Source organism: Streptomyces sp. NPDC060184, assembly GCF_042728795.1.
Taxonomy (GTDB): domain Bacteria; phylum Actinomycetota; class Actinomycetes; order Streptomycetales; family Streptomycetaceae; genus Streptomyces.
The window spans coordinates 19,949-33,147 of record NZ_JBHWYX010000043.1 but is presented as its reverse complement, the minus strand read 5'-3'; the positions used below and the strand labels follow the sequence as shown (position 1 = coordinate 33,147).

General features: G+C 71.0%; 10 protein-coding genes and 1 CRISPR repeat array. Of the genes, 5 read left to right on the top strand and 5 right to left on the bottom strand.

Annotation, left to right across the window (positions count from 1 at the left end):
• Positions 1 to 70 precede the first annotated feature (70 nt).
• Together ACFWEE_RS25285 and ACFWEE_RS25280 are read left to right on the top strand one after the other, a co-directional pair.
• Entirely contained in the window at positions 71 to 1,294 is a 1,224-nt protein-coding gene (locus ACFWEE_RS25285; protein ID WP_386892380.1) for an ROK family protein, read from the top strand.
• Positions 1,295 to 1,473: 179 nt separating this feature from the next.
• A complete protein-coding gene (locus ACFWEE_RS25280) occupies positions 1,474 to 2,391 on the top strand; it encodes a Gfo/Idh/MocA family protein (RefSeq protein ID WP_386892378.1) in 918 nt (305 codons plus the stop codon).
• Positions 2,392 to 3,203: 812 nt separating this feature from the next.
• Here ACFWEE_RS25280 and ACFWEE_RS25275 read toward each other — a convergent pair.
• The 3 genes from ACFWEE_RS25275 to ACFWEE_RS25265 all read right to left on the bottom strand — a co-directional run bounded on the left by ACFWEE_RS25275 (position 3,204) and on the right by ACFWEE_RS25265 (position 6,916).
• A complete protein-coding gene (locus ACFWEE_RS25275; RefSeq protein ID WP_386892376.1) occupies positions 3,204 to 3,749 on the bottom strand; it encodes a hypothetical protein in 546 nt (181 codons plus the stop codon).
• 306 nt (positions 3,750 to 4,055) lie between these two features.
• Entirely contained in the window at positions 4,056 to 4,319 is a 264-nt protein-coding gene (locus ACFWEE_RS25270; RefSeq protein WP_386892374.1) for a hypothetical protein, read from the bottom strand.
• A gap of 741 nt (positions 4,320 to 5,060) precedes the next feature.
• A CRISPR array of direct repeats spans positions 5,061 to 5,272; the repeat unit is 29 nt; unit sequence CGGTTCACCTCCGCTCGCGCGGAGAGCAC.
• Between the two features lie 576 nt (positions 5,273 to 5,848).
• On the bottom strand, positions 5,849 to 6,916 hold the full coding sequence (locus tag ACFWEE_RS25265; protein WP_386892372.1) for a DUF6215 domain-containing protein: 1,068 nt from the start codon (positions 6,914 to 6,916) through the stop codon (positions 5,849 to 5,851).
• A gap of 336 nt (positions 6,917 to 7,252) precedes the next feature.
• On the opposite strand from ACFWEE_RS25265, the gene ACFWEE_RS25260 reads away from it, so the two are divergent.
• The 3 genes from ACFWEE_RS25260 to ACFWEE_RS25250 all read left to right on the top strand — a co-directional run bounded on the left by ACFWEE_RS25260 (position 7,253) and on the right by ACFWEE_RS25250 (position 10,293).
• The gene (locus ACFWEE_RS25260; protein WP_386892371.1) at positions 7,253 to 8,137 is read left to right on the top strand and encodes a CPBP family intramembrane glutamic endopeptidase; all 885 of its coding nucleotides are present in this window, start codon (positions 7,253 to 7,255) and stop codon (positions 8,135 to 8,137) included.
• Between the two features lie 61 nt (positions 8,138 to 8,198).
• Complete coding sequence (locus tag ACFWEE_RS25255) at positions 8,199 to 9,539, top strand: sensor histidine kinase (RefSeq protein ID WP_386892369.1); 1,341 nt, start codon at positions 8,199 to 8,201, stop codon at positions 9,537 to 9,539.
• 13 nt (positions 9,540 to 9,552) lie between these two features.
• Positions 9,553 to 10,293 (top strand): response regulator, encoded by a 741-nt coding sequence (locus tag ACFWEE_RS25250; RefSeq protein WP_386892367.1) that lies wholly within the window; start codon positions 9,553 to 9,555, stop codon positions 10,291 to 10,293.
• Between the two features lie 189 nt (positions 10,294 to 10,482).
• Here ACFWEE_RS25250 and ACFWEE_RS25245 read toward each other — a convergent pair whose 3' ends face one another.
• Together ACFWEE_RS25245 and ACFWEE_RS25240 are read right to left on the bottom strand one after the other, a co-directional pair.
• Positions 10,483 to 10,941, bottom strand: a complete 459-nt coding sequence (locus ACFWEE_RS25245) for a PH domain-containing protein (protein WP_386892366.1) — start codon at positions 10,939 to 10,941, stop codon at positions 10,483 to 10,485.
• Positions 10,942 to 10,996: 55 nt separating this feature from the next.
• Complete coding sequence (locus ACFWEE_RS25240) at positions 10,997 to 13,174, bottom strand: beta-galactosidase (RefSeq protein ID WP_386892365.1); 2,178 nt, start codon at positions 13,172 to 13,174, stop codon at positions 10,997 to 10,999.
• Positions 13,175 to 13,199 lie beyond the last annotated feature (25 nt).

Here is a 13,199-nt window from a genome sequence, read left to right as displayed (position 1 = left end):
GCGCCCGGGGGGAGGCGCGGCCGTACGGCCGGCCCGCGGGGGCACGAGAGACGGGACGAGGACGGCGACGATGGCAGGAAACCAGGCGAGCGCGGGACACCTGCTGCGGCTCATCCGCAGCGGCGAGGCCACCACGCGGGGGGAGCTCCAACAGGCCACCGGCCTCTCCCGCTCCACCGTCGGGCACCGCCTCGACCAGCTCTTCAAAGCCGGCTGGCTGCGCGGCGCGACCGGCACCTCCACCGGCGGACGCCCCTCCGCGCGGCTGGAGTTCGACCCCACGCACGCCGTGGTGCTCGTCGCCGACCTGGAGACGCGGCACGGCCGTGCCGCCGTGGTCGACCTGTCCGGGAAGGTCCTCGCCGAACGCACCGGGAGCCTGGTCATCGCGGACGGCCCCGACGCCGTACTCGACCGGCTCGCCCGCTGGTTCGGCCCGCTCCTGGAGGAGGCGCGGACCGCTCCGGACCGGGTCTGCGGCGTCGGCCTCTCCGTGCCGGGACCCGTCGACTGGGAGAGCGCCCAGGTCGTCCAGCCGCCGATCATGCCCGGCTGGGACCGCTTCCCGGTCCGCGAGCGGATGCGCGCCGCGCTCGCCGCGCACCTCGGCCCGACCGCCTTCGGCCCGACCGCTCTGAGCCCGGACGCGCACGCGGACCAGCTCCCCGTCTACGTCGACAACGACGCCAACCTCATGGCGCTGGCCGAACAGCGCGAGAACTACGCCGACTGCGGCGCGTTCGTCCTGGTGAAGGCGTCCACCGGCATCGGCGCGGGCATGGTCGTGGGCGGCGAGATGTACCGGGGCATCGACGGCGGCGCCGGCGACATCGGCCACATCCGCCTGCACGACCGGCCCGACGCGCTCTGCATGTGCGGCTCCTACGGCTGCCTCGCCGCCGTGGCCAGCGGCCGGGCCATCGCCGAACAACTCACCGCGGCCGGCGTTCCCACCGCCTCCGGCTCCGACGTACGCCGTCACCTCGCCGCCGGCCAGCCCGACGCCCTCCGGCTCGCCCGCGCCGCCGGACAGCGCGTCGGCGAAGTACTCGTCACCGTGGTCACCCTCCTCAACCCGGGCGTCCTGATGCTCGGCGGCGACCTGGCCAGCACCCCGTTCCTCACCGGGGTGCGCGAACTCCTCTACCAGCGGGCGATGCCCCGCACCACCGCCCACCTCCAGGTGGTCACCACCTCGCTCGGCGACCGCGCGGCCCTCGCCGGGGCCGCCGTCATGGTCGTCGATCGCCTCTACGACCCCGACCGCGCCGACGCCCGCCTGGGCCGCGTCTGACCATGCGCGTCGGATCACGTCGGATCGCCCGGATCACCCGGATCCGACCGCCCGAGGCGCGCGGCCGGACCCGACCCGGCCGCGCGCGTCCGAGCCCGCACGCCTATCGCCCCGAGCCCACACGCCTTTTCGCCCAGCACCCGCACGCCTTTCGCCCCGCACCCCCGATGGAGAACGTCATGTCCCAGCCCCCCGCCACCAGCACCCCGACCGGCGCCTGGACGTACCCGCCGGTCCGCGTAGGCCTGGTCGGAGCGGGGCCGTGGGCCCGCACCATGCACGCCCGGATGCTGGCGGCCGGACCCGAGACCACCCTCACCGGCGTCTGGGCCCGCCGCCCGGAGGCCGCCGCCGAGGTCGCGGGCACGTACGGCAGCCACGCCGCCGGTTCCTTCGAGGAGCTGCTCGACGGCTGCGACGCGGTCGCCTTCGCCGTACCGCCCGCCGTACAGGCCGAACTCGCCCCCCGCGCCGCGAAGGCCGGCAAGGCGCTGCTGCTGGAGAAGCCGCTCGGCGCCGACCTCGCCGCCGCCCGCACGGTCGCCGACGCGGTCGCCGAGCACGGAGTTGTCTCGCAGCTCGTCCTCACCAAGCGTTACCACCCGACGACCCGCGCCTTCCTCGCGGAAGCGGCCGGCCGCGAGGTCTCCGGTGCCCGCTCCTGCTACCTCCACGGGGCCTTCCTCGGCGGCGAGTTCGCCACCTCGTGGCGTCTGGAGCACGGCGCGCTGCTCGACCTCGGCCCGCACCTGCTGGACCTGCTCGACAGCGCCGTCGCCCCGATCGTCTCCGTACGCGGGACCGGCGACCCCCGCCGCTGGATCGAGCTGACGTGCGAACACGAGAACGGTGCGGTTAGCCAGGCATCCCTCTCCGGCAGCGTCCGGCTCCCCCGCGCCCGGACCCGTATCGAACTCTTCGGCCCCGGTGAGGAACTGGTCTACGACACCGCCGGCATCGACCACGAGGAGTGCTGGCCGGTGCTCCGCCGCGAGTTCGCCGACGCCGTGCGCACCAGGACCGGCACCGGCATCGACGCCGCCCGAGGGCTGCGCATCCAGCAACTCCTCGAGCAGGCCCGGCCGCACGCCGCCTGACGGCCGATCGGAGGAGACTCTGCCGGGCGTCGACGACCGGCTCCGCAGTTGGGGGGCGAGAGAGAGGCGGAGGAGGAGTTTCCGGAGGCGGGCAGTGACCCCGGCGGCCCGCCTCGATGGCTCCGACCGCGGGGCGGAGGCGCCTACGCGCACTTCGTGGGGTCGGCGCCGCCACCGGCAGCACCGTGTCCGACACCTCTCCAGAACGCCCCACCGGGGTCCCACTCGGTGGGGCCTCTGCGCGGCTCGCCTCTCACGCCGCCCCCACAGACCATGCGGACACCCCTCGGACCACGAGGACCTGACCGGGAGGCTGCGCCTCTCCTCCATCGCGTCAACTGGACTTCGCCGGAAGGCCTTTACAACACGTGACAGGTGGCGCTCAAGGAGGGTCCGAACACCCGGACCGAAGCGTCTCCCGGACCGTCGAAGCGGAATCGCAAGGTGTTCGCTGGTGTCTCGCTCACCCGGGGCATCTCATCCCACTCCTTTGCGGCGTCGCACGATTTCCCGCGCCAACTGCCAGGTGGTTGCCACCTGCACAGAACAAGCAAGGCCAACCAACCAGGCGGACTCGCCGGACATATACGCCTGAACACCGCCCGTGAGAAGCATGGCACTGACCAGAACCGCCAAGACCGCGAGCGACAAGCTGAAGCGACTCATCACACGCGAATTATCGCGACCGCTCCCTCTCCCCGCCCAGATCCACGGCCGGCCAGATCAGGACCAACTCTGCCTCGCAGGCGCCTACGGTCAGGCGGTCGGACGGTCAGGCGGTCAGGCGGTCAGGCGGTCAGGCGGTCAGGCGGTCAGCCGAAGATGACCTCAACGTCTTTGTTCAAGCAGAACTTCATAACGGTGACCAGCTGGCAGGCGTCATCGACAGGTCGCCCGAGAACGGGGGTGCTGCCATCGCGTTGGCGCTCGTCAATGATTGCTTCCAGGCGGGGCAGCATGGCCGCGCATTGGGCGGGCGTGAGGTTCGGGCCGGCGTCATCCGGATGGTTGAGCAGGGGTGCCAGCGTTGTGGAGACGCTGGTCCACAAGCGGTCTCCGCCGAAGCCGTACATCTCCGCGAGGACGAACCCCTCGGCCTGGGCCAGCCACGTCCTGAACATGCTGAAGCCGGTGTAGGACCAGGAGATGTCCGGGCTGGTCACATCGCCGTCTCCAGGGAAGAGCACGAGCCCCATCCTGCCCTCCTGGCTTGTCCAGTGCTCAGGATCTGTTGTGGGGAGCGCGTCGGCAACCGAAATGATCTCTCGCAAGGTTGGTGTGATCACGGCGGCGGAGTCGTCCTGGGTGACCCATTCGCCGGGCTGGCCCCGGGGCGCCTTCGGCAAGTTGGTGACCACAGTGCGCTGAGAGGAAGCCCGACGCGCCGCTCCGGGGTCGACCCTGGCAGCTCTCGCTGGAGGATCGGGTGCTGCTCGTCGTGGCCTGCTGGCGCACAAACTTGACGTTGCACCACCCTGGTTCACAGTTCGGGGCTCGAAGTGGGCCGCTGATCGAGTCATCGACCGTCCGCGACCGTTGCTGGCGCCACAGCCCAGCGGCGCTTCGCGAAGAACGCCGCCTTCCACTGGTTCACCTCCGCTGGCGCGGAGAGCACACTGCGCGGTCATCCGTGGTCGAGGGCGCCCTCTTGCCGCCCTCGGCGATCAGGAGTAGCGGATGGCGGTGCCGTATCCCTGATACACCGTCAGGGTCTCGATTGACTCACCAGACAGAAAGCCGATCCGTGTGTAGGTGTTCGACACGGTGACAAAACGCACCCCGATGACCGCGTCAGCCCCCTGCTCCCTCGCCGTGGCCTCAAGACCGGAGTAGGCCTCGGTCAGACTTTGGGCCTGATCACCCCAGATCATCCAACTCAACGCTATGTCGCGCCCCGTCATCGGCGAATCAGTCGTGGTCATGTGCACTCGACGACCCCCTCCTCGATCGCCTCAGTCTGGCGGAACGGCCGACCACCGTGCACCCCCAATCCGAGCCACTTCAGAACTTCATCACCGGGTGGCACCGCGGGCGCGGGCTCGGCCTCAACTCGCCCTCGATGTTCAGCTTCAGCCGCGTCCGGGTGACCGGGTCGCACGCTCCGTCGGCGCAGTGCGCATACCGTTGCGCACCCTCCGGCGGCAGACCGGCTGCGGCTTCCTCCTCGACACGCCTCTACGGGTCCGTGTAAGGCCTGTGGCCACCCAGTTGGCGATAGCGGCATCCGCCCGTGCACGGCCGCGTCCGTACCCACCAGAGGCCGCCTGGAGGCCGCGCGGAACGCCGCCGCCGGGTCCGGAAGCTCACCCGCATCCAGACGGTGCGCGTACACCGCCGCAGCCAAGTTCACCGCAGCACCCCCGAGATCCAGGTACACCTTCAGATCCCGCTCGACCCAACCCGCGTCCAGAGCGGCAGCCACCAGGCCCACCAACTGTCCACACTGCCGGGCACCCGGCGGACGACCACGGAAGTCGAGCGCGGCCACCAGAGACTCCGCCAGCGAGTGCAGAGCCGAAGGGCCAACGGGGGTTGGCCCTCCCCGGCCGATGTACCGCTCGCGGCACCTCGGTCACCCTCTTCCCCGAAGGAGAAACCGCCACCGCCTCCGTCGTCCACCACGGCGTGGACCGCAGGCGACGGCGAGACCGACGCGGGGGGGAAGAGGTCGGTTCACCTCCGCTCGCGCGGAGAGCATCCAGGGATCTTGGCGGCGGTCGCGTTCCAGACCGGCTCACCTCCGCTCGCGCGGAGAGCACTCCCGCATCATCCGCGTCACCGCCACCAAGGTCGGTTCACCTCCGCTCGCGCGGAGAGCACGGCGCCCGCGGCAGCGGCGGGCTCCGTCGGCGCGGTTCACCTCCGCTCGCGCGGAGAGCACCCTTCGCGACCTGCCCCCTTCCAACCGCTTTGCAGTTTCTTTGCCGAGCTTCGTCGCCCATATCTTGCGCCCCTGTGATGGTCGCGCAGCGAGTGTATGGCTCGCCTCTCACATAGTTGGCCAGTTGGGCTACTTGGAGCAGTCCTCAGTGAGGGGCTGTCTCTGCGCTCAGGCTGAAGCACGACGGAGCCGGGTCCTCACCGGGCGAGCGGAGGTGAGCGGCCAGGCACTTAGGACGACCAGTCTTGGAGCTCTCAGGGGACCACGAGGACTTGCTCCGTCGCCTCCTGTACCTGGACGACGGACCGCCCCCGAGGAACCGGGACGGCGCTGGCGAGTCCCGTACGGACAACAGGGGCTACGTGCCGCGGCGGCAAGGCGGCGAGGGGCCGGGGCTGTTCAACCCGATCGTGCGGTCATGCCCGTAGGGGGGTCCGGCCTGCCCGTGTCGCCTCAACACAGGGGCAGTTGGAGTGTCCCCCTTGTTCTGCAGGCATCCCCGGCAGCGCTGCGCGGTCGACCTGCTGACGCCCGCCCGAGTGGCGATGCCGACCGCACGTGCGAAACATTCCCCGGTCACACATGCCGTTCGGGGATCGTCGGAAGAACCGCCTCGGCGATGTCGAGGAGTGCGCGGTCGTCCGGGAACGCTCCGGACTCGCTCCACACGGTGATGTCGTAGTAGCCACCCCGGTCTTTCCCGTCGAAGGCGACGGACAGCGATCTGGCGAGGGGGCCTTGCTCGACGGGTCCGCCGGACCCACCATCGCTCCCGAGATTGATCTCGAACGCCATGGTGTGCTGCGAGGAGAGAACCGCGGGCCGGCCCATGACCGACAGCGTCTTGATGTCCGTCTCCTCCCCGAATTCCATCAACTTCACGTACTGGGCGATCGAAAGCTCGTTGTACGTGGCCGAGACGTTCACCGTGTAGGTGTCGAACTGCACCTCGGCCTCGGGTTGGGCGACCTTCCCGTCGGTCAGGAGAGCGGTGTTGCTGCTGCCGGATGCCACGGTCGCGATCTCCGTGGGCGTTCCGAGCAGCTTGGCCAGGTCTGGCCTGTTGAGCGCCGTGCACAACTGGTCGGCGGTGACGGCCTGGGGCGTCTCCTTGTAGGCGCTCGGCAGTTCCTCGTCTCCCCCGCTCTGACACGAGGCGGCCTGGGGCGTGCTGTTGTCGTCGGTGGGCATCAGATGCGGACCCAGCCACACCGCGACCCCGAGCGCCGCGAACACGCCGAAGGCCGCGGCGGCCTGACCCCACGCGTTGGGCTCCTTCTCCGGAGGGGCCGGGGCGGGGACCTGCCCCACCAGAGCCCGCGGCTGCGGGCTCTGGTGGGGCTGCGGCTGCGGCTGCGGCTGCGGCTGCGGCTGCGGCTGCGGCTGCGGCTGGACGATAGCGTCGGAGACGGCCCCGTCCCCATGAACTGCCGGGTTCGGGTTCCGACGTGCGCGGAGGGCCCGTACCACCGTGTGGACACGCAGCGCGGTGAACACCAGGAACGCCATGCCGATCGCGGCCGGCCCCCATTCCTCCTCGCTGACGGCGAGAAACATGATGCGTACGCCGAAGACCGACCCGACCACGATGAGCAGGGGCTCACGGACCCAGAAGGGTAGGAGGCGAAGGAGGAAGCCGAGCATCTGGCGATCTCACCAGGACAAGATCGTGTTCGCTATGACGGAAGCCACAGTTCCGGCCCGGGACTGCGCTTCTCTGCGGGCCGTTCCGCTCGGCCGTCGATCGGGCGCCAAGTCGACGGGGTCGCTCTCCACGCAAATCCCGCTCCTGCTAATCGAGTTAGCGGCTCTCCCGGGGGGATCTCGCCATGACCGGAGCCGGGCCGACGGGCGTCGCGCATCCCCCGCGAGAGCTACCCGGACCGTCCCTGCGCGGGTGATTCGCGCGGCCCTGCGGATTTCTAGCGTGGTCGTCGGAGCGGTCGCCGTGGGAGCGACCGTCGCCCCAGGGAGGTCACGATGGAAAGCACACCGTCCACCGCACAGCACGACGACGCAGCATCCCGTACGGACAAGGACGGTGACGGGCGGGGTAGCCGTGTCGGCCGGGTCGTCCGCTCTCCGCTGGGCTGGATGCTGACGGGCATGGCGGGTGTCGGCGTGGTCTCGGCGCTGACCGCGACCGGCCCCGGTCCGGTACCGGTTCTCGGCGCGGTCGCCGCGGTCGCCGTGTACGGGGTGGTGATGCGCCGGGTCGCGGGACGTTCCGTACCCGAGGTCGCCCGGCAGGGAGCCGGCCGGGAGGCGCTGCGCGGCGGCGCGGTCGGGCTGGTCTTCGTCCTGGTCTCCACTCTCCTCATCACGGCGTTCGGGGGCTACTCGTTCTCCTGGGCGGGCAAGGGCTTCCTCGTCGTCACCCTCTCCGCGGTGATGGTGCAGACCGGCGCCGCGGTCACCGAGGAGCTGATGTTCCGCGGGTTCGCCCTCCAGGCGCTGGAAGCTCGGTGGGGCAGCCGGGCCGCCCTCGTGATCACCGGGCTGTTCTTCGGCGTCGCCCACCTCGGTGCTCCGGGAGCGAGCGTGTGGAGTGGGCTCGCCATCGCCGTGGAGGCGGGGGTGATGCTCGGGGCCGCGTTCCTGTGGCGGCGTAGCATCTGGTTCGTCGTGGGTCTGCACTTCGCCTGGAACACCGCCGAGCAGCTGCTCGGCATCCCGGTCTCCGGGCAGACTCCCCAGGGCCTGTTCACGGTCGACACCCATGGATCCGCCCTGCTCAACGGCGGCGCCTTCGGTCTGGAGACGTCGATCGTGCCCATCCTCATCAGCGTACTGCTCACCGTTCCGATGCTGGTCCTCGCCGGCCGGAGCGGTGGTCTGCGGCGCCGGCGTCCCGGCCGACGCTGAGAGGAACCGGCTCTGCGGGGACACCGGAGCAAGAAGCAAGAGAAGAGAGGCGAACACGCGCATGGTGGACCGTCAGTTGCGGTTCTTCGCACCTTGGTTGCGGGCAACGATCTCTCGGTGGAGGGAGCAGGACACCTTCCTCACGGATGGGGCCCTTGCCCTGGCGCTCGCTCTGCTGGCCTTCGTGCCGACGCTCTCGGGCATCGGAGCCCAGATCGGCGATCTGCCCGAACGACCGGCGAACGGCTTGAGTTGCGGGCTGATCCTGGCCCAGACCTTGCCGCTCGCGGCGCGCCGCCGCCTGCCCGCGAGCTGTCTCGCGGTCGTCGCCGTCGCGTGCGCCCTGCACCAGGCCCTGGGTTTCACGACCACGTTCGCCAGCGTGGGCCTGTATCTGGCGCTGTACTCGGCCGGAGCCCACCTGGTCCGCTTCCGCCGGGGCTCGGCGGGCGTGGCGAGCGCGGGTTACGCGGTGCTGACGGTCGTCCTGCACCGGCTCGGCTCACCTGGTGACGTGACGGACTATCTCGCGTTCTACCTGGTGCTGGCCGTGGTGTGGCTGGCGGGGAGCGGCGTACGCAGACGGCGCGCGGAGGAGGCGGAGCGGCGGCGGCTGGCCGGTGAGGTGGCCACGGCCGCCGAGCGGGCGCGGATCGCCCGGGAATTGCACGACGTGGTCACCCACCATGTGACGGCCATGGTGGTGCAGGCGGACGCCGCGCAGTTCCTGATCGCGTCGGCGCCGGAACGCGCCACCGCGGGAATGGCATCCGTCAGCGACACCGGACGCCGCGCCCTGACGGAACTGCGTTATCTGCTCGGCGTGTTGGAGGCAACGGGCGAGTCCGCGACCACCGGCCCAGCGAATACCGGGTCGGTGACCGCGAGCCCCACGACCGGCGCCCCCGGCCGGGAGGGCTCCGCGTACGGGAACCGGGGCCCTGCCCTCGGCCGGCTGGAAGACCTCGTCGAGCAGGCCCGCAGCTCGGGTCAGCCGGTGGAGTTCAGCGAGCGGGGTGAGCGGCGGCCCCGGAACGTGGACGTGGAGCTGGCCGCGTACCGGGTGGTGCAGGAAGCGCTCACCAACGCGATGAAGTACGCGGCCGGGCAGCCTACTCGGGTCCTGGTCCGGCACGGCGGGGACCGCGTCGAGATCGGGGTGATCACCGACGGCCCCGTTCCCGTCGCCCCGACTGCCGCCCCGACTACCTCTCCACCGGCCGCCGTACCGGCCCGCCGTGAGCCGGGGCCCGAGGGTGGACGAGGGCTGATGGGGCTACGGACACGGGTACGGATGCTCGACGGTGAGCTGGAGGCCGGACCCCGGCCGGAGGGCGGATTCGAGGTCCGTGCCACGATTCCCTCCGTGCCCGTGCCCGGGCCCGAGCCCGTTCGAGAGTGACCGGAGAAGCCCTGTGAGCGATGCGCCCCCACCGATCCGCGTGCTCGTCTGCGACGACCAGGAACTGGTGCGGACCGGCTACGTCACCATCTTCTCGGCCCAGCCCGACATCGAGGTCGTCGGCGAGGCCGAGAACGGGCACGCGGCGGTCGAGGCGGCACGGCGGCTTCGCCCGGACGTGGTGGTGATGGACATCCGGATGCCCCTGCTCGACGGCATCGAGGCGACCCGCCGACTCGCCGGACCCGACTCCGGACCCGATTCCGGCACAGGAACCGATTCCGGCACCGGACCCGGCTCCGGGAAACCGCCGAAGGTGCTGGTCGTCACCACCTTCAACGTCGACGCCCATGTCTACGACGCGCTGCGCGCCGGTGCCAGCGGCTTCCTCCTCAAGGACGCACCGCCCGCGGAACTGGTCAACGGCATCAGGACCGTTGCCCGCGGCGAGGCCCTGCTGGCCCCCGCCGTCACCCGGCATCTCATCGGCCATTACGCCGAGCACCTGCGCCCCTCCGACACCTCCCGGCCGGCCGGGCAGGACATCGTCCGCGCGTTGACGCCCCGCGAACTGGATGTGCTCCGCCAGATGGCCGAAGGGTTGTCGAACGCGGAGATCGCGGCGGCGCTGTACATCACCCCCGAGACGGTGAAGACCTACGTCTCGCGGATTCTGGCCAAGCTCGCCCTGCGCGACCGAGTCCAGGCGGTCGTCCTCGCCTACCGGGCCGGGCTGGTCTCCGGCGCGCCGTGAACCGACGGGCCGGAACCGGTACCGCCGCCCTCACCTGCGAAGCACAGCTACTCCCCCGTTGCCGACTGCATGGCTCCGCAAGAGGGCCTCCCGCCTTCGGGCCCGCCTTCGGGGATCGGGAAACTGCCGGAGGACCACCCTCTGACGAACACCGGCCGGCCAACTCCTGACAGCGGTCCCTGCCAGGCGTCACTGCGACGAGGAGTCGGGATTCGCCTTCAGAACAGCCTGTAGCTCCGCGAAGCGTCGGCCCTGAAAGGTTCCCGCGGCCAGCTCGCTCAGCGCATAGGCCGTGGTCGTGAAGCCGTCTCCGTGACGGAACTCCGCACCCCACGCACCAAGCCGGACCGAAGCCACCTCGTCCAGCCCCAGGCGGTGGGTCCCCCACGGGTTGACCGCCACGATCCCGTCAGGGCCGACCTCGAGCCGGACCCTGAGGATCGCCCACCAGAAGAACAACGCGACACCGACGGCCAGCCCCGACCACAGGCCGGCCGTCCGTGCCGTCTCGGCTCCCGGAGAGGAAACCCACCCCGCCCACCCGAAGAGCGCCTTCACCCCCACGACAGCCGGGATCGCATGGCCCGCCACGCGAGCTGCCCCACCCACCCGCCACACCGACACCGGGGCCCCACCCTGGTCATCCATGCCCTCATGGTGAACCACACGCTTGACCAAAGACATGGGGCCCCGCACGTGTCCGTCAGCCGATGTGCGGCGACGGGCTCGCCCCCGGCGTGGGCTGCCGCAGTACGGCGACCTCCCGGGGCCGCAGCACGAGTTCCTCGCCGGACGGCGGTCCCACGAGCACCTCGCCGGTCACTCCGGGCAGGGGGACGGGCGCGTCGCCGTGGTTGACCAGGAAGACGTAGCGGGCGGAGCTGTCGTGTCGTACGACCTGCTCGACCGTTCCCCGGGCCGCCTCGGGCAGTTCGCCCGTCACTCCGGCCGGGGCGAGCAGCCGGGGAAGCAGTGCGGCGAGGCCGTCGATGCCCAGGCGGGTGGAGACGTACGTCGCCGAGCCCCTGTCCGCGGGGCGGCGGCGGGTGACGGCTGGGCGACCGGCGTACGTTCCGGTGCGGTAGCGGGCGAGGGTTTCCACGTCGGGGCCGGTGATGTCGATCCGGTCGGTCCACAGTGTGCCGGTCGTGGCGCGTCCGCCGCCGGGTACGGCATCGCCTTCCCACGCAGGGGCCCCGCACGGATCGGAGCCACCCGTTTCGCCCGAGGCCCCGTCCGCGCCGGAGCCGCCGTCGAGGTCCACCTCGACCGTGTCCCCGTCGAGCAGGGGGCCGAACTCCTCGATGCGGATGCCGAGCAGGTCGCGCAGGGCACCGGGGTGGCCGCCGAGCCAGATGTGGTCGTTCTCGTCGACGACGCCGGAGAAGTAGGTGGTGACGAGGTGCCCGCCGCCTTCGACGTAGCGGGTGAGCTCCTTGGCGAGTGCCTGCGGCACGACGTGCAGGACCGGGGCGATCACGACGTCGTACGGGGCGAGACCGGTGCGGTGCGCGGGTACGACGTCGGCGCGGACGCCGAGGCTCAGCAGCGCGGAGTACCAGTCGAGGGCCTCGCGGTGGTAGTCGAGGAGGGAGGTGGGGTGCGAGTCCTGCTCACTGGCCCACCAGGAGTCCCAGTCGAAGAGGATGGCCACCCGGGCGGGTTCGCGCTCGCTCCCGGCGAGAGGTGCGAGCGCCTCAAGGGTGCGCCCCAACTCCACGACGTCACGGAAGACTTGGCTGTCGGCTCCGGCGTGCGGAACCATCGCCGAGTGGTACTTCTCGGCACCGGCCGCGGACTGGCGCCACTGGAAGAAGCAGACGGCGTCGGCGCCGTGGGCGACGTGCAGCAGCGAGTCGCGCGCCAACTCGCCAGCTCTCTTGGGCAGATTGATGGGCTGCCAGTTGACCGCGCTGGTGGAGTGCTCCATGAGGAACCACGGGAGGTGGCCCGCGATTCCGCTGGTCAGGTTGGCGCAGAAGGAGAGTTCGTCGCGGCTGCGGGGTCCGGTGGTGGCGTAGTGGTCGTTGGAGACGAAGTCGACCGCGTCGGCCCAGTCGGCGTAGTCCATGCCCTTCATTCCGCTCATCACCATGAAGTTGCTGGTGACGGGGGTGCCGGGGGTGATCTCGCCGAGGATCTGGCGCTCGGCGAGCAGGTACTCCTTCAAGGTGTCCGAGGAGAACCGCTTGAAGTCGAGCTGCTGGGTCGGGTTGGGGTGCGAGGCCGCCAGGCGCGGTGGCAGGACCTGCTGCCAGTCGCTGTAGCGCTGGGACCAGAAGTGGGTGCCCCAGGCGTGGTTGAGGGCGTCGAGCGTGGTGTAGCGGCGGCGGAGCCAGTCCCGGAAGGCGCGGGCCGCGTCGTCGGAGTAGTCGTAGACGTTGTGGCAGCCCAGCTCGTTGCTGACGTGCCAGGCGACGAGGGCCGGGTGGTCCGCGTAGCGGGCCGCCATCTCCCGTACGAGGCGCAGTGCGTGGCTCCGGAAGACCGGCGAGGTGGGGCGCCAGTGCTGTCGCGCGCCGGGCCACACGGTCTCGCCGGTGGCGGTGACCGGGAGGATCTCCGGGTGCGCGGTGGTCAGCCACGGGGGCGGGGACGCGGTGGCGGTGGCGAGGTCGACGCCGATGCCACCGGCGTGCAGCAGGTCCATGACCTCGTCGAGCCAGTCGAAGTCCCAGCTGTCCTGCGTGGGTTGGAGCCTGGCCCAGGAGAAGATCGCCAGCGAGACGACGTTCACCCCGGCCTCGCGCATCAGCCGGACGTCCTCCTCCCACACCTCCCGCGGCCACTGCTCGGGGTTGTAGTCGGCGCCGTAGCCGAGCCGACTGGTGCCGTCGGGGCCCTTCGCGTACGGGAAACGGGTGATGCGGGGGGAGGTCATGCGCGTCCTTCCACAGGCCGGGGTT